Below are 15,460 nucleotides of genomic sequence, written 5' to 3' on the forward strand. Positions count from 1 at the left end.
CAAATCCGTGAAACGGTGCGCACGCCCAGATACCCCATATCCCGCCGCGCCTAAAGGACAGATGCAACCCTGCGGCAGACCAACCCATCCCAACATCCAAACACGCTAAATAAGACCTCACAAACAAACCCGCAACCAAAACCAAAAAACTAAACCAAACATGAACCTAAAATCGAAAAAGGCTGTGGCTCCTGTTCTTTCGAGCAACATGTCATTGGTCAAAACCAAAACAACTGTCGCAAATGACTGGCATCCAATACCCAACCGGTTGCTGAAATAGGCGCTGCAACAATTACAGACGCAAATGTGACTGTTTTGAACAGGAGTTTCGTTTCATTTCACGGCCAAACATGGCAATTCTGCCCTTGCGGGTCCGGTCCGCAATTTAGAAACACAAGCAGGTCGCGATCATTCGATGAGAGCTGAGATGACTTCTGAACAAGCCGTCCGCGATGCGGTTCAGACGCATTCGAAGCGTGTCTGGCGGTTTGCGCTGGCATTATCGGGTGCCTCGGATGTAGCCGATGATTTGTTACAGGCCACATGTTTGCGCGCGCTTGAACGACATCATCAGGTGACGTCGCACAACCGTTTGGATAGCTGGTTGATGACAATCTGCCGGTCGATCTGGCTGAACGAGCTGCGTTCGCGGTCGGTTAGGCGCGCGCAGGCGCTGTCGGTGACCCCCGAAGCGGATCTGGTTGCAACGGGACCGGACACGGAAACGAATATTTTTGCGGCTGAAGTGTTTACTCAAGTGATGCAGTTGCCAGAGGCACAGCGCGAAACGGTTATGCTCGTCTTCGTTGAGGGGTACAGTTACCGCGAAGCCGCCGCCTTGTTGGAGGTTCCAATCGGCACGATCATGAGCCGGCTTTCGAATGCCCGGCAGAAACTTAAAACTGTGATGCAGGTTGATGCAGCGGACACCGCGCGACGGAGTGGCAAATGACGTTTTCCGACGAGACGCTGTTAGCATATCTGGAAGGCAGCCTGGATGAGGCTCAGACCCGCGTTATTGAGGCTGCGGTTGTAGATGACGCTGCGCTGGAACATCGTCTGATGGCGCTGGACCCGTTTGCGCCTGCTGTTCGGGATGTTTTTGTGAACCTGCCCGCTGAAGCGCCGAAGGTGGACCTTCCGGAAAAAACGACGCGGCCCGCCAATGACGGGTTTCTGCGTCTCGTTGTGGTAGCTGCCAGCGCGGCGTTTGCAGCCGTCGCCGTAACCTTCTGGGCCACCCGGCCAGCAGACTTAAGCTGGGCCCAGCAGGCCGCGATCTATCAATCACTTTACGTGCCGGAAACGATTGCATCGCTGGACAGTTCAGAAGCGTCGCTGACCAAGCAATTTGCAATGGCCGAAGCCGAGCTGGGACGATCGCTGAATCAGGAAACACTGGAAGCGTTGCCAGGGTTGGAGCTGAAGCGGGCGCAGGTTCTTTCATTCAAAGGCAAGCCCTTGATCCAAGTGGTTTTTGCCGACGATCAGGGTCAACCACTTGCCTTCTGTGTCATTCGCCAGGGACCGAATGCCGCAAATACCGAAGTTCAACATACGGTGTTGAGCGGTTTGGCAACTGCAAAGTGGGAGCAGGGCGGCTATGGATATATGCTGTTGGGCAGTTCCCCGCAGACGGATTTAAGCGCCGAACTGGAAGTATTGACCCGCACATTCTCGGGCTGATGGAAAACCCTTGTGAACTGTTGCAAATGCCCAAAGAATGCCGGGTATGACGCCGAAGAAAACCACGCCCCTTCCAGAAGACGAGGTCGATGATCTTGGCCCAGCCAGCATCTATGATGGTGATCCGGCAGAAGAGGATGACCCTTGGTTTTTGCCTCCGGACCAGGACGTGGAGGAAGATTTCTTTTTGCCTGGTCCCCGATCGGATCAGCGCCCGTTATTCGATCCGCGCGATTGGTATTTAGCACAATCAGAATTGTCGGCAGAGCTTGCTGATCTTGCCCTGACCTTTGGCGCTCTGGATGAGCGGCTGCGTTCGGGGCCTGAGGGGTGGACGCATCGTTTGGCACTTATGGAAACGTCCGATCTGGGGTGGTGGACAGGGGATCGGGTCAGCGTGGACCGCCTAGCTTTGTGGACGGGTCTGAGGATCGGCGCGACCCACGATGACGTGCAGGCGCTGTTTCGGGCAGGTTGGGCCGTGCGCCGTCTGAGCTCAGGCGCGGGCCCTGCGACAGGCGGGTGGGAAAGCGGGTTGACCGCGTTTCTCGACCGTCTGGCTCAGGGGGCCGATGCGACGCCTGAGGCGATCGTTGATCTGGCCGAAGTCATGCGGAATGCTGAAAGGCTGCACCCGGTGACACAATCGGCCATCGCGTTTCATGCATGGCGAGCGGTTTCGCAGGGGGTCGGACAAGACACCGAGGCGGCAATCATCGCAGCGCGGCACGCGGCTTCGATGGGGCGGGGTGGCGCAATGTTCATGCCTCTGGCGTTGTCTGGTCCGGGTGCGTTGCGCGGAACAGGTGGGCCGACGGAAAAGTTAGGGTCTTGGATACAGGGCTCCGGGCAAGCTGTTCTTGCGGCTTTGCTGCACCTCGACAGGATCAGTGTCTGGGAGGGTAAGGCCCGCGACGCGACGCAGGATCTGAGCGGTCGCACCCCCCCGCGTCTGATTGATGCTCTGGCGGCGTGGCCGATGGTCTCGGCCCCACTTGCAGAAGAACTTACCAATTCTTCCCGCGCAGCGGTTCAGCGGAACTTTGACCTGTTCACCCGGAGAGGCCTAGTGCGCGAGGTCACCGGACAAGGCCGCTACCGGGTTTGGACAGCCGCATTATGATCCGTCAACTACTTGCGAAACGGTAAGATTGGACGGGTGCTTTCAGCGTCCAACACCGACGTAGGTTTCGAACCCCGATTTCAGCGCTGTAGTTTTCGAGTAGATGTTGCGCAGGTCGACCATCCTGGCTGATTTCATTGACGCCGCAATTTCGGAAAGGTTCAGCGCGCGGAATTCATTCCATTCCGTCAGCAGCACAACAACATCCGCGCCCCGCGCGGCGATATACGGATCGTCGCACCATTCGACGCCCGGCAAAAGCGCCTCTCCTTCAGATTTTCCCTGTGGGTCAACAACACGCACCTTTGCGCCTCCGCCTATCAGGGCGGGGACGATGGACAGCGATGGCGCGTCGCGCATATCGTCCGTATTGGGTTTGAATGTGACACCCAGAACCGCCACGGTTTTGCCGTTGAAATGATCGTCACATGCGTCACGAATTTTCTCGATCATCCGTTTCTTGATTTCGTCATTCACGCGGATGACGGTCTCGGTGATCTGCATTGGATGCGCGTGGTCCTGCCCGATCCGGGCCAACGCGGCCGTGTCTTTTGGAAAACATGAACCACCGTAGCCAGGTCCTGCATGCAGGAATTTGTTGCCAATCCGCCCGTCAAGGCCAATGCCACGCGAGACTTCTTTAACATCCGCACCAACTTTTTCGCATAGCCCGGCGATTTCATTGATGAAGGTGATCTTGGTCGCCAAAAACGCGTTGGCGGCGTATTTTATCATCTCCGCGCTTTCCAGATCGGTGGTCAGGATCGGGAAGTCGCGCAGATACAGAGGGCGGTATATTTCTGCCATCACTTCGGCCGCGCGGTCATTTTCAACGCCGACCACGACGCGATCCGGGCGCATGAAATCGTCGATTGCCGCGCCTTCGCGAAGGAATTCAGGGTTCGAAGCCACGTCAAATTCGGCCTGGGGGTTGGCGGCCTTGACTGTTTCCCACACATTCCTGTTTGTTCCGACGGGCACAGTCGATTTTGTGACGATAACGGTATACCCGGTGACAGCCTGAGCGATTTCTTCCGCCGCTGCCATCACATAAGTCAGATCCGCATGGCCGTCTCCACGCCGGGTTGGCGTTCCGACAGCAATAAAGACAGCATCGGCGCCGTCTACTGCGGCTGCAAGATCGGTTGTGAAGCTCAGGCGGCCAGCCGCGACGTTTCGCGCCATCAGCACGTCAAGACCCGGTTCATAAATAGGCACCTGTCCGGCTTTGAGCATATCGATTTTCTGCTCAGCCTTATCAACGCAAATCACATCATGACCGAAGTCCGAAAAACACACGCCGGACACAAGGCCCACATACCCGGTGCCGATCATTGCAATGCGCATCTGCCAAATCCTTTTTTACCAATTACTATCAACGGCGCGGGCACAATCGAAGAATCCAGCGCCGGTTTCAATGATTTACAGGTATGGCTGCTGAGTTCCCATGTTTTCTTGTTGTTTTAGAGGCAATAAGTACTGAAACAGAGGTTTTTCAATCCGTCGTGCTGCGCAGAACCTGTTGAATCACGGCCATTGTCAGCTAAAAAGACACAATTCTGGGCATGGGTCTGAAGTAAACAGCCATCAGGCGTGTGGTGTCGCGCTGCCTGCTTTTTCGCCCGGAGTTCGGCGTCTTCGGTGGGTCCAATGGAATCGGCGATTGCTAAGGAAATGGCTCGACTACACAAAAAACCGTCCGAACCACAGTTCAGGCGGCAGCTGCACTCAGAACCAGCGCCCTATGGCGATGACACTTGGTGAAAAAGCTGCTGTATCCGAAGTTGCGGAGAGAGCTTTGCACGAGGCTTGAGTGTTTCCGGGCCCATCAAACCCGATGAAACGATTATTAGCTCCAGCGCTGCCACTAATGCAGGGCGCAGAGGAAAATGGCGCTGGGTAGTCCCACGTTATTGCAGCGCTTGCGAATAATGCGCCTTCAGCGGTCGTGCAAGCGACAGGCAACAACGCGGCGGTGCAAATCAGGGTTCCATCGGCAAAACGCGTAAAATCGCCATTGGCATTACTTCCGCGCTCTATGACCGCACCGGTTGGTGTACCGCCAACTTCCGATACCGCCCCCAGAAGGTTGCCCGGCCCATAACCGTAGTCTGCACGCATAAGTCGACCCGGAGTGGTATCCGTCGCATCGCCCTGAACAGCTGCACCAGCCGCTGTTCCGGTCGCGGGGTCAAAAGTCAAAGCTTCCGTCCAGGATCCTCCGTCTGGGGACACTTTGATTGAAAACCCCGTACTTCCGGATAACCCCATTTCAGCGTGGCCGGTCCAGTTCGACTGAAACACCAGCGATGCCGTATCGCTCGCACCCGCCTTGTTGATCTTCAGCTGATGCCCGCCGCCCTCATGGCTCAGAAGCGAGGCTGGGCTTCGGACAGACAAGCGATTCGTAAGGTCTGAGCTTGTTGCCACCCCAATACCGTCCAGGTTCTGTGTATTGACGGGCAAGGGTAGCCAATCAGACCCATTCCAGAATTTCAGTTCACCAGTGGTCTCGTCCCAGGCGCGCCAGCCCGCATACGGGGTCAAGAAATGCCAGGCGTTGTCCAGCCATGCGGCAAGCTCTCCTGCATGTCCGGCCCAGTCCCCAGTGGGGGTGACGCCCAGAGCATAGACATCGCCCTGCTCGGGGACTACGGGCGGAGTGCTGGCATTGGTCGTTCGCACTGTCAGCTGCACGACCAGATCAAGCTGCCGCAGTGCTTCATTGTGAGTAACGTGTTTTTGAGCCTGCGAAGGTTGTAGAAAAGGCAGGCGCAATCTGGGTGAGGTCATTGACACGGGGGGGTCCTCCTGTGGCTGTCGGTCCGGAAGTCGGTTGCGCGCCACCCTGCCGTAAGGCGCGTCAATCCGGTCTGACCTGGCCGACCGCACAGGAAATGATCTATTAACCCAAGTAACTCCGGGGACAAGCCGACCCGAGTATGGCCTATGGAGAACTTTGTCGCTGCTTAATCTCGGGCATAAATGTCTTCGTACCGTATGATGTCATCTTCGCCCAAGTAGGTGCCTGTCTGAACTTCGATCAGAACCATGGGCACTTTGCCGGGGTTCTCCATCCGGTGCACGGCACCCAGCGGGATATAGACAGACTGGTTTTCGCTGACCAGCCGTTCCTGATCATCGACTGTAACCTTGGCGGTGCCTTCAACCACAATCCAATGCTCGGACCGATGGTGATGGGACTGCAGACTGAGCGCCGCGCCAGGATGTACATGGATTCGTTTGACCTGAAATCTGTCACCGATCACGAGGCTCTCAAACCAGCCCCAGGGGCGGTGATCGACCGGAAGCGTATCTGCCTGTTTGGCCCCTTTTGCCTTTAAGGCAGCGACAGCCTGCTTGACGTCCTGGGCTTTGTCCATGCTAGCAACCAGCACAGCATCCGGCATCGCAACTGCGATAACGTTCTCAAGCCCCATTGCCACCACTTCCTGAGCTGGCGATTCTGATCGTATCAGAACGTTGCGGCAGTCGATTGTGGTTACTTCCCCATTTGTCGCGATGCCGTTTTCATCAGGGTTTGACAATTCTTGAACAGCCGTCCAACTGCCAACATCCGACCAACCAGCGGAATACGGAACCACGCTGAGGTTGGGAGCTTTTTCCATGACCGCATAGTCGATCGAGATGTCATCGACGTCAGCCCAAGCCGAAGGATCCAATCTCAGGAACCCCAAATCTGTCTTTGCGTTGTCGACGGCCTTTTGGACAGGTGCAACAAGGGTGCTTGCGAATTTTTCATATGCGGCAACGATGTCACGTGCCGCAAACAGGAAGATGCCGGAATTCCACAGGTAACTGCCATCTTTCACCATCGCCTGCGCCGCATCCAGATCCGGTTTCTCCACGAACCGATCCAGGCGAACTGCACCCCCGGACGCGTCTAGGGCGTCGTTCAGCTTTAAGTAGCCATACCCGGTTTCGGGCCGAGTGGGCGTGATACCAAATGTCACCAGATCGCCTCGTTCGGCAATTGCGCGCGTGCCTTCGGCGATGGCCTGATGAAAAGCCGCCTTGTTTGGAAGCACATGATCGGAAGGTGCAACCAGCATGATGGCATCCGGATCACGTGAGGCGAGGTAGAGCGCCGCCGCCAGTACGGCAGGGGCCGTGTTGCGCCCTTCAGGCTCAATCAGGATCGGACCGGGGTCGATCCCCACGGTGGTTAACTGTTCAGGGACAATAAACCGAAAGGCTTCGTTGGTGAGAACCATTGGTTTGGCATAGGGTGCATGAGAGGGTCCCAACATCCGGTCAGCACAATCTTGCAAAAGACTGGTTTTGCCGACAAGTGGAACGAATTGCTTGGGATAGCTTTTGCGCGACAGGGGCCACAAACGCGTTCCTGAACCACCACACAGGATGACTGGATAGACCGTACTGTTCATACACGTGCCCCTGAATTGCTGATGACCAACGATATTGTTCAATTATTTTTGTAGACTGAAAGATCCCGTGGCTACTGGGCCGCTTTTCCAGTTGCCACAATGTCATTCAGATATTGGCTCAGGTCATCACGCAGGTCGTCACGGGCAAGGGCAAAGGAAACGGTCGCTTGCAGAAAACCGGATTTTGAGCCGCAGTCGAAACGCTGCCCGTCGAACTTGTATCCAAATACAGGCACACCGGATGCGATATCCTCGGCGATTGCATCAGTCAGTTGGATTTCACCACCACTTCCGGTTTTCATTGCGTTCAGGTTGTTCAGCACGGAAGGTCGGAGAATATAGCGACCGATAACTGCCAGCTTGGATGGCGCTTTCGACGGCTCAGGCTTTTCAACCATACCCTTGGCTGGAATGACCGGGCCAATACTGTCGACAACATCCAGCACGCCATACGAACTTGTCTTTTCTGGCGGAACTTCCATCGTTGCCACCATGTTGCCGCCTGTTTCTTCATAGGCTTCAACCATTTGTTGCAGACATGGTTTGTCTGCAGCAATCACATCGTCAGGCAGCATTACGGCAAAAGGTTCATCGCCTATCAAGCGGCGCGCGCACCAAACGGCGTGGCCCAACCCCAAGGCTTTGTGTTGGCGGATATAGGCTATCGCGCCGCTTTCCATATTGGTCTTGTTCAGGATATCGAGAAGCTTGTTTTTACCTTTGGCCATTAGCTCCTGTTCGAGGACGAGGTTATGGTCAAAGTAATCTTCAAGCGCGGATTTCCCGCGAGACGTCACAAAGATGAACTCTTTGATCCCAGCGGCGCGGGCTTCGTCGATTGCATATTGCACCAGCGGGCGATCCACCAACGTCATGATCTCTTTCGGAACGGATTTGGTTGCCGGCAAAAACCGGGTTCCCATTCCCGCCACTGGAAAAACTGCTTTGGTGACTTTACGTGTCATGGTGCCTCTCAAAACAAAACTTGGCCGGCAAAGCAAAAAACATCCGGAATGTCCTCTTAGTCTTCAAAACCGTGTCAATCAATCATGCCCGGTGTGCCGACTGTAATTGACCAACTCGTGCCATCTCGGTCCAGATGAGTCAAAAGCCGACTCTATTGTTTCCTGTATACAAGGACTGAACCACAGTTCCCAGAGACCCTTCCGTTACAACTCTGTGCCAAAAATCTGGCGACGATTTGTCGATCACGGAAAGTTGATGTGTTTGGAGCAGCGTCAGTTGACTTAAAAAGTCCCCGGACGGAGTCCCGCGTACCTTACATTGGATGGGCATATCGCATTGTTATAACGAGAAGTTTTGGGCTGCGCGGTCAAAAAAAGAACTCAGTTGGCAAGGACTGTGCATTTGAAATTAACACGGCTCGCTTAGTCGCAAGCGGCGTGTCTGAATGGCACACGCAACCCGTCGGCAAACATCCGAGCTTCATGGAAACACATGGTCTGACGCATCAAGTTAGTTTTCGATTGAGCAACAATACAATCGCAACCACAAAGATTGATGTTAATGACGGTCTGTTGCGACCGGCGGTAAGACGCTCCGGCAAGTTACCAGAGACCGTTCAATGCATGCTTGTTGCCTTATCGGGCCAGTTTTGTTTTCATCGAGATTTCAGGAAAACAGGTAGGTGCAAGACCCGTCGCTTCCTGCCATCTGCCTATTGATCGGCGGGTTTTGAAACCTGGCAAACCGTCAACGCCTCCGACATCGTACCCCAAGCTTTCCAGCGCGCCCTGCATCTTTGCGATGTCAGAACGGTACAAGCCACCGACCTTGCCCCATTGTCCTTTAAAATCGCCGCTTCCAAATTGGATTCTGTCACCGACATGGCCCACGAACAAAGCATACAGATCGCTTTTGTTGTATTCCTTAAGAACGTAAAAATTGGGAGTGACAAGAAAAGCAGGACCAAATCGTCCGGCTGGCATCATCAGGTAACCTGCACCCTTCAGCTCGTGAGCTGGATAAGGTTTACCCGAGACCCGGTTTATGCCCATCGCTTCCCATTGCTGGATTGACCGCCCCTGATCAGGTCCTTCCAATGCACATGATACGGTTGCTGGCACAGACACTTCGAAGCCCCAGTCACGCCCGGCGACCCAGCCGTGCTGTTTCAGGTAGTTGCCAATCGATGTGATTGTATCATCGGATGACCCCCAGATATCGAACTGTCCATCGCCGTTGCCATCTGCGGCGTATGCCAAATAGCTTGATGGCATGAATTGGGGTTGTCCTAACGCGCCTGCCCAACTGCTTTTCATTTGCCGGGCTGGCAGGGGCCCTGCTTCCGCGATTTGCAGAGCTGCGATAAGCTCGGTCGTGAAGTAGTCCGCGCGTGTGCTCATGAATGCCTTGGTCGACAGAACCCTGAACGCATCATGGCGGATTGGCACCTGCCCATAGCCGCTTTCTCTGCCCCAGATTGCCAGAATGATACGAGCAGGAACGCCTGTATTGTTTTCGACTTTCGCAAGAATCGCAGAATGTTGCCTCGCCATCCTGCGCCCGACAGACGTTGCACCCTGAATTGACCCCGGATTGAAATACCGGCTGGGCGAGCCAAATTCGGCTTGTTTTTGCGCCTTGGGCGTTTTGTGTTTTTGTCCGGGCGGAACCAGGTCAGGCAGGTCCCAGTTCAGAGTAACACCGGAAAATGCCTGTTGCAGTGTGTTGCGCGAAACACCTTTGGCCTGCGCCTGCGGCCAGATAGTCTCCAACAACCACGACTGAAACTGGCGTTCAATTGCTGCACGATCCTGTGCCAGTGTTGTCTGGGACAGAAGGATCAATCCTAAAGTGAACAGCAAAGTACGCATTGACGATTTATCTGTCCCGACTGGCCTCGCAAGTCAACGGGAAGATGCCGCGCGACCCGTCGCCGTTTACACCCAAAGTTGAAAGAAAGTTGAGGATGGCAATCCCTGGTTCGGAATAACTCTTGAGAAAATTCACCCACTTGCCGATAGTTGGATGGGATCGAGATGAGGAGAGGACAGTCAGCTGTGGCACAAGTCGTTTCGTCCAATCCATCCTTGCTCAGGCTCGCCGCTGTGTTCCTGTTGATCGCTTCGGTGCAACCAGCTTTGGCCAGCGACAGCTTTTTGGACCCGCAAGGCCCGATAGCGGCAGTTCAGAAAACGCATTTGCTTCGGGCGACCGCATTGATCCTGCTGGCCGTTATCCCGGTAGTGGTGCTGGTCCCGGTAATAGCATTTCGGTATCGCCGCCGAAGCAACCGCATTGCGCCTTACGCACCGGATTGGGATTTCTCGGCCAAGCTGGAATTTGTCATGTGGGGCGTACCTGTCATAATCGTGGCCCTGCTGTCTTTTTATCTTTGGAAGGCGACGCATCGGCTTGACCCGTATTCGGCACCATTTGGTGAAGACCCGGCGCTGCGGGTTCAGGTTGTCGGTCTGGATTGGAAATGGCTGTTTCTGTACCCCGATCTCGGGATCGCCACTGTGGGAGAGTTCGGAATTCCGACAAAGCGGCAAGTTGCATTGACGCTGACAACCGATACCGTGATGCAGTCGTTTTTAATACCCGCGCTGGCTGGACAGATTTATGCGATGCCGGGCATGACCACCCAGTTACATCTTGTCGCGGATGCGCCGGAAGTGATGCAAGGTGAAAACACTCAGTACAACGGACGGGGCTTTACCAAGCAGAAGTTCCGCACCATCGCAATGAGTGGTGAGGATTTCGACACTTGGGTCGAAGAAGTGCGTAACAACAGCATCCAACTCGATGCGGCAACTTATCGGAATTTGGCCATGCGGACCGACAGGGATGAGGTTCAGGCCGCTTTGGGAACATCTCGGATGCCGGATGATGCGCTCTACTTCTCAATAGAAGACGGCCTGTTCCGGAATATCCTGAGCCGTTACCACAGCGGTCAGCCTTTGCCGATCGATCTACAGCCTGGAACTGCATCATTTGGGCAGGAGGCGCAAAAATGACGCCTACCAAGACAGGTTTCTTCGGGCGTCTGAATTGGGACGCTTTTCCGATTGCCGGGTTGATCCAGAACCCAAATACAAATGAGATCGTGGCCAATACAGCCGCAGCTGTTGTGATTTTTGGCGTTGTGGTTGTCGTAGGATTGCTGAGCTGGTTTCGTCTGTGGACACCCCTGTGGCGCGATTGGCTGACTAGCGTCGATCACAAGAAGATCGGTATCATGTATATCGTCTTTGCCATCGTGATGCTGGCACGCGGAGTCCTTGAAGGCGTTGTCATGCGCGCGCAGCAGGCTTCCGGGCCCGGCGACGGCTTCCTCGAAGCGGAACACTTTGCCGAACTTTTCAGCACCCACGGCACAATCATGGTCTTCTTTGTTGCCGTTCCCTTTGTCTTTGGTGTTGCGAATTACATTGTCCCGCTGATGATCGGCGCGCGTGATGTGGCGTTCCCGCGACTAAACCAGATTAGTCTGGGTCTTACGGTTTCAGCAGGCATGATGCTGATGGTGTCGCTGGTGGTTGGAGAGTTTTCGACCGGCGGCTGGACAGCATATCCACCGTATACCGGCGCGGCGTTCAATCCCGGCGTTGGGCCGGATTACTGGATCTGGGCCATCGTAGTTTCGGGCATTGGCACCTCGCTGACCGGTATCAATTTTGCCGTTACGATCTACAAGTTGCGCGCTCCGGGCATGACGTTCATGCGGCTGCCCATGTATTGCTGGACAATCATTTGCAGTTCGATCCTGATCGTCTTTGCCATGCCGCCCTTGGGTGTCGCCGCGCTGATGCTTGCCGCTGATCGCTATCTTGATTTTCACTTTTTCACAAACGACCTCGGCGGCAACATGATGAACTATGCCAATCTGTTCTGGCTGTTCGGCCACCCCGAGGTTTACCTGTTGGTGCTGCCTGCCTACGGCATCTATTCCGAGGTGTTTGCGACCTTCTCGGCCAAACGGCTTTATGGCTACAACTCGCTTGTCATTGCGACCATGTCGATTGCAGTGCTGTCGTTCACGGTTTGGCTGCACCACTTTTTTACCATGGGTCAAAGCGCGCTGATCAACGCGGTGTTTGGTATCGCGACCATGCTGATTGCCATCCCAACCGGTGTGAAAGTCTATGACTGGATGGCGACGTTGTGGCGGGGGCGCATTAGGTTCTCGGTGCCTATGCTTTATGGGCTGTCATTTTTGATTCTGTTTGCCATCGGCGGCCTGAGCGGTGTGATTCTGGCAAATCCAACCGTAGACTACCAGGTTCACAATACGCTGTTTTTGGTGGCTCACTTCCACAACGCGTTATTGCCTGGCGTGTTGTTCGGGTTGTTGGCGGCATACAATTACTGGTTCCCCAAGGCATTTGGATTTCGACTGAACGAATTCTGGGGCCGGGTTTCTGTTTTTTGCTGGACCGGGGGGTTTTTGCTGACATTCATGCCGCTCTATTTCGTCGGGCTGTTGGGCATGCCGCGCCGGTCTTTCAGCTATAGCGATCCGTCTTTCCACCCTTTCATGATCGTAGCCATCATCGGAGCGATTGTTATTACCTGTGGGTTGTTCTCGGTCCTGATCCAGCTATGGGTCAGCATTCGTGACCGTGCCCAAACCCGCGTTCCTGTTGGGGATCCCTGGGATGGTCGTACATTGGAATGGTCTATCCCTTCACCGCCTCCGGCTTACAACTTTGCGATAATCCCCAAGGTTACGGATCGGGATGAATTCACGGCACAGAAGGCAAAAGGAACGGCCTATCCGACACCAGACGCTTATGAAGATATTGAATTGCCCCGAAACACAGGAATTGGCTTCGTCCTGTGCGTTCTCAGTGGCATATGGATGTTTGCGCTGGTCTGGTGGATCTGGTGGCTTGCAGCGATAATGACGGTTTTGATGATCCTTGCGGTGATCATCTGGACATTCGATGACAGTACAGAACTCACCATCCCCGCGGAAGAGGTGCGAAGGGATTACGAAGCCTGGCTGGCGTTGGTCCACAGCGAAGCCGCAGTTGATCGCGACTTTGAAACTTCTCCGGAAAACCGCGGCCTTGCCCGCCCGGATCTGGAGGTTGCGACATGAAGCGCGCGCCCACTCACAGCTATCCCGGTATCAATCTTGGGGAACATCACGCCAGCGCCCACAAGGCGACCGAGGTTGTCACCTTTGGGTTCTGGGTCTTCTTGATGAGCGATCTGGTCTATTTTGGCCTGATGTTTGCGATTTACATAACGATGATCGATGCGCAGGCAGGTGGCCCCGGCCCGCACGAGCTGTTTGATCTGAAAAGTGTCTTTGCGCAGACCCTGATACTGCTGACCAGCAGCCTGACAGTTGGTCTTGCGATGCTGGCGCTGAAGTACAATCTGCCGCGCGGTCGCATTGTCTTGTGGTTTGGCGTCACGCTTGTTCTGGGCCTTAGTTTTCTGGTGCTGGAAGTGCGTGACTTCATGGCCATGGCGGAAAAAGGTGGCATTCCACAGCGCAGCGGATTTCTGTCAGCCTTTTTTGGGTTGGTCCCGATGCATGGTCTGCACGTTGCGACAGGATGCCTTTGGCTGATCGTTTTGGGTATTCAGCTGCGCGTCAAGGGCATGACCGACGTGGTTATCTCGCGCGTGGTGCGGCTGGCGTTGTTCTGGCATTTTCTCGATCTGATCTGGATTGGGATCATTACAATCGTGTATTTCGGAGGTCTGACCTATGGATAGGCGCTCTGAAATGCATCGTCGCGAGCGTCGGCGCTATGTGATTGGGTATGGTGGCTCGCTGTTGCTGACCTTGGCAATGTTTGGCGTGGCACAGGTTTATGGGATTGAAACGGTTGGTGTTTACCTGACCATCGGGTTGCTTGGATTGGCACAGCTTGTGTTGCAGCTTGTCTACTTCCTGCATATCGACCGCCGGCGCAGCAGCCGTGAAGATCTGCACCTAGTGCTGTTTTCAACACTGGTTCTGATGATAATGATCCTTGGCACCGTCTGGGTTCTTGGCAATTTGGCCACCCGAATGCACATGCACTTGATGTAGTGCCTATTTGAGACAAGCGGAGTAGCGGGTCGAGATTTGGCTTTCGGCAGGACCACCAATAGCGGAAAAAGCCTCAGTACGTTGTCCGCATTTGATAACCCTGATGAAAGGTCATTCGTACGAAAGTGACTGGGGTATTGCGAAACCACGTTGTCCGCTCCAACTGGAACAAAGGTGTTCCGGGCGGAACAGAAAGAAAGTCCTGAAGCGGACCGGTTGCCGGAATAGCTGAGAATGCAATTTCCGCGTTCGAAAAAGGAACCTCGGCCAGCAACCATTCGTTTGGACCGGTGGACAGAAAGTCTTCATCCATGACGTGCGGTACCGCGGCTGTATTGATCCATCGTTCCTCGTACTGGAAGGGGCGATTGTCTGCATGGTGCATACAGCGCAAATGCAGAATTTGCGTACCCTCGGGCAGCCCGAGTTTGGCTTGTAGCCATGCCGGGCAATCAATCAGTGTACGGCTGACCAACGCATACCGGTATTCTGCATTCATATCTTCAATGGTTTGACGGACTACCGCGATCGGCAATCTGGCCTGTTTGACCGGTGTTGTAACCACACGTGTGCCGCCTTTGCGTTTGCGTGTTACAATACCCTGATCAGCAAGTTCACGCAGAGCTCGATTGACAGTCGCGCGGGCGCAGCCGAACTCGGCGGCCAGCTCCAGTTCGGTGGGCAGCAGGCTGCCTTGCGGCCAAATTCTGGTCTGGATACGATTCAGAACTTCATCGCGGATATCCTGGAAGCCGACGTTTTTCTGCTCGTTCACATTGTACTCACTATATTTTCCAAACTTATTAGTATTATGTCTAGGTTAACGGCGAGATGCAAAGAATTTGACCCAGAACCTTATCAGATTGCAGGATTTCGCGGTTACGCCATGGGCCAATGGTGGCGGGGTAACAACCGAACTTGCCGCGAAGCGGGTCGGTAAGCACGTCGTCTGGCGTATCAGTGTGGCCCGGATCGATCGGGATGGGCCATTTTCCCGATTTCCAGGGATGTCGCGCGTACACACGATCATCGAAGGGACCGGGCTTGATTTGCTGAGTGATAGTGGTGTTTTACCAGCGCGACCGTTCCTGCCGGTTTCGTTCGACGGGGCGCTCGCGCTGAATGCGCGACTGTTGGGCGGGCCGTGGGATCTGTTGCAAACTTTGACCATTGACGCTCAAGAACACAGAGAGTGAATAGCTGCCGGTGTAATTCAGCCGAAAG

The 15,460-nt window shown here is 54.8% G+C and carries 14 protein-coding genes; 8 read left to right on the forward strand and 6 right to left on the reverse strand.

Annotated elements, in window-relative coordinates:
- The first annotated feature begins 427 nt into the window (after positions 1 to 427).
- The 3 genes from I9188_RS19920 to I9188_RS19930 are packed head-to-tail and all read left to right on the forward strand — an operon-like array spanning position 428 to position 2,809.
- On the forward strand, positions 428 to 952 hold the full coding sequence (locus I9188_RS19920) for an RNA polymerase sigma factor (protein ID WP_245220757.1): 525 nt from the start codon (positions 428 to 430) through the stop codon (positions 950 to 952).
- The gene (locus I9188_RS19925) at positions 949 to 1,686 is read left to right on the forward strand and encodes a hypothetical protein (protein WP_209508284.1); all 738 of its coding nucleotides are present in this window, start codon (positions 949 to 951) and stop codon (positions 1,684 to 1,686) included. Before I9188_RS19920 ends, I9188_RS19925 begins: the two co-directional genes overlap by 4 nt.
- A 46-nt stretch (positions 1,687 to 1,732) precedes the next feature.
- Positions 1,733 to 2,809 (forward strand): helix-turn-helix domain-containing protein, encoded by a 1,077-nt coding sequence (locus I9188_RS19930; protein ID WP_245220758.1) that lies wholly within the window; start codon positions 1,733 to 1,735, stop codon positions 2,807 to 2,809.
- Positions 2,810 to 2,851: 42 nt separating this feature from the next.
- Here the strand turns inward: I9188_RS19930 and I9188_RS19935 are convergent, their stop codons facing one another.
- From I9188_RS19935 to I9188_RS19955, 5 genes are all read right to left on the reverse strand, one after another.
- Positions 2,852 to 4,156 carry a UDP-glucose/GDP-mannose dehydrogenase family protein gene (locus I9188_RS19935; protein ID WP_209508286.1) on the reverse strand — a complete coding sequence of 435 codons (1,305 nt, stop codon included), beginning with the start codon at positions 4,154 to 4,156 and terminating at the stop codon, positions 2,852 to 2,854.
- Positions 4,157 to 4,537: 381 nt separating this feature from the next.
- Complete coding sequence (locus I9188_RS19940; protein ID WP_245220759.1) at positions 4,538 to 5,602, reverse strand: DUF2793 domain-containing protein; 1,065 nt, start codon at positions 5,600 to 5,602, stop codon at positions 4,538 to 4,540.
- Positions 5,603 to 5,778: 176 nt separating this feature from the next.
- Positions 5,779 to 7,218: a mannose-1-phosphate guanylyltransferase/mannose-6-phosphate isomerase gene (locus tag I9188_RS19945; protein ID WP_209508288.1), complete on the reverse strand. Its 1,440-nt coding sequence runs from the start codon at positions 7,216 to 7,218 to the stop codon at positions 5,779 to 5,781.
- Positions 7,219 to 7,289: 71 nt separating this feature from the next.
- Complete coding sequence (locus tag I9188_RS19950) at positions 7,290 to 8,183, reverse strand: UTP--glucose-1-phosphate uridylyltransferase (protein WP_209508289.1); 894 nt, start codon at positions 8,181 to 8,183, stop codon at positions 7,290 to 7,292.
- 636 nt (positions 8,184 to 8,819) lie between these two features.
- Positions 8,820 to 10,055, reverse strand: a complete 1,236-nt coding sequence (locus I9188_RS19955) for a lytic murein transglycosylase (RefSeq protein WP_209508290.1) — start codon at positions 10,053 to 10,055, stop codon at positions 8,820 to 8,822.
- 186 nt (positions 10,056 to 10,241) lie between these two features.
- Between I9188_RS19955 and I9188_RS19960 the strand changes: the two genes are divergently transcribed.
- The 4 genes from I9188_RS19960 to I9188_RS19975 are packed head-to-tail and all read left to right on the forward strand — an operon-like array spanning position 10,242 to position 14,236.
- Positions 10,242 to 11,201: a cytochrome ubiquinol oxidase subunit II gene (locus I9188_RS19960; protein ID WP_348540361.1), complete on the forward strand. Its 960-nt coding sequence runs from the start codon at positions 10,242 to 10,244 to the stop codon at positions 11,199 to 11,201.
- Positions 11,198 to 13,288 carry a cbb3-type cytochrome c oxidase subunit I gene (locus I9188_RS19965; RefSeq protein ID WP_209508292.1) on the forward strand — a complete coding sequence of 697 codons (2,091 nt, stop codon included), beginning with the start codon at positions 11,198 to 11,200 and terminating at the stop codon, positions 13,286 to 13,288. The genes I9188_RS19960 and I9188_RS19965 overlap by 4 nt, the downstream gene beginning before the upstream one ends.
- The gene (locus I9188_RS19970; protein WP_209508293.1) at positions 13,285 to 13,917 is read left to right on the forward strand and encodes a cytochrome c oxidase subunit 3; all 633 of its coding nucleotides are present in this window, start codon (positions 13,285 to 13,287) and stop codon (positions 13,915 to 13,917) included. The genes I9188_RS19965 and I9188_RS19970 overlap by 4 nt, the downstream gene beginning before the upstream one ends.
- Positions 13,910 to 14,236 (forward strand): cytochrome C oxidase subunit IV family protein, encoded by a 327-nt coding sequence (locus I9188_RS19975; protein ID WP_245220760.1) that lies wholly within the window; start codon positions 13,910 to 13,912, stop codon positions 14,234 to 14,236. The genes I9188_RS19970 and I9188_RS19975 overlap by 8 nt, the downstream gene beginning before the upstream one ends.
- 73 nt (positions 14,237 to 14,309) lie before the next feature.
- Here the strand turns inward: I9188_RS19975 and I9188_RS19980 are convergent, their stop codons facing one another.
- Positions 14,310 to 15,011 (reverse strand): GntR family transcriptional regulator, encoded by a 702-nt coding sequence (locus I9188_RS19980; protein ID WP_209508294.1) that lies wholly within the window; start codon positions 15,009 to 15,011, stop codon positions 14,310 to 14,312.
- A gap of 67 nt (positions 15,012 to 15,078) precedes the next feature.
- Here I9188_RS19980 and I9188_RS19985 point away from each other — a divergent pair, with 67 nt between their 5' ends.
- The gene (locus tag I9188_RS19985; RefSeq protein ID WP_209508295.1) at positions 15,079 to 15,432 is read left to right on the forward strand and encodes a HutD family protein; all 354 of its coding nucleotides are present in this window, start codon (positions 15,079 to 15,081) and stop codon (positions 15,430 to 15,432) included.
- Positions 15,433 to 15,460 lie beyond the last annotated feature (28 nt).

It is taken from the genome of Ruegeria sp. HKCCSA071 (assembly GCF_017872555.1).
Taxonomy (GTDB): domain Bacteria; phylum Pseudomonadota; class Alphaproteobacteria; order Rhodobacterales; family Rhodobacteraceae; genus Ruegeria.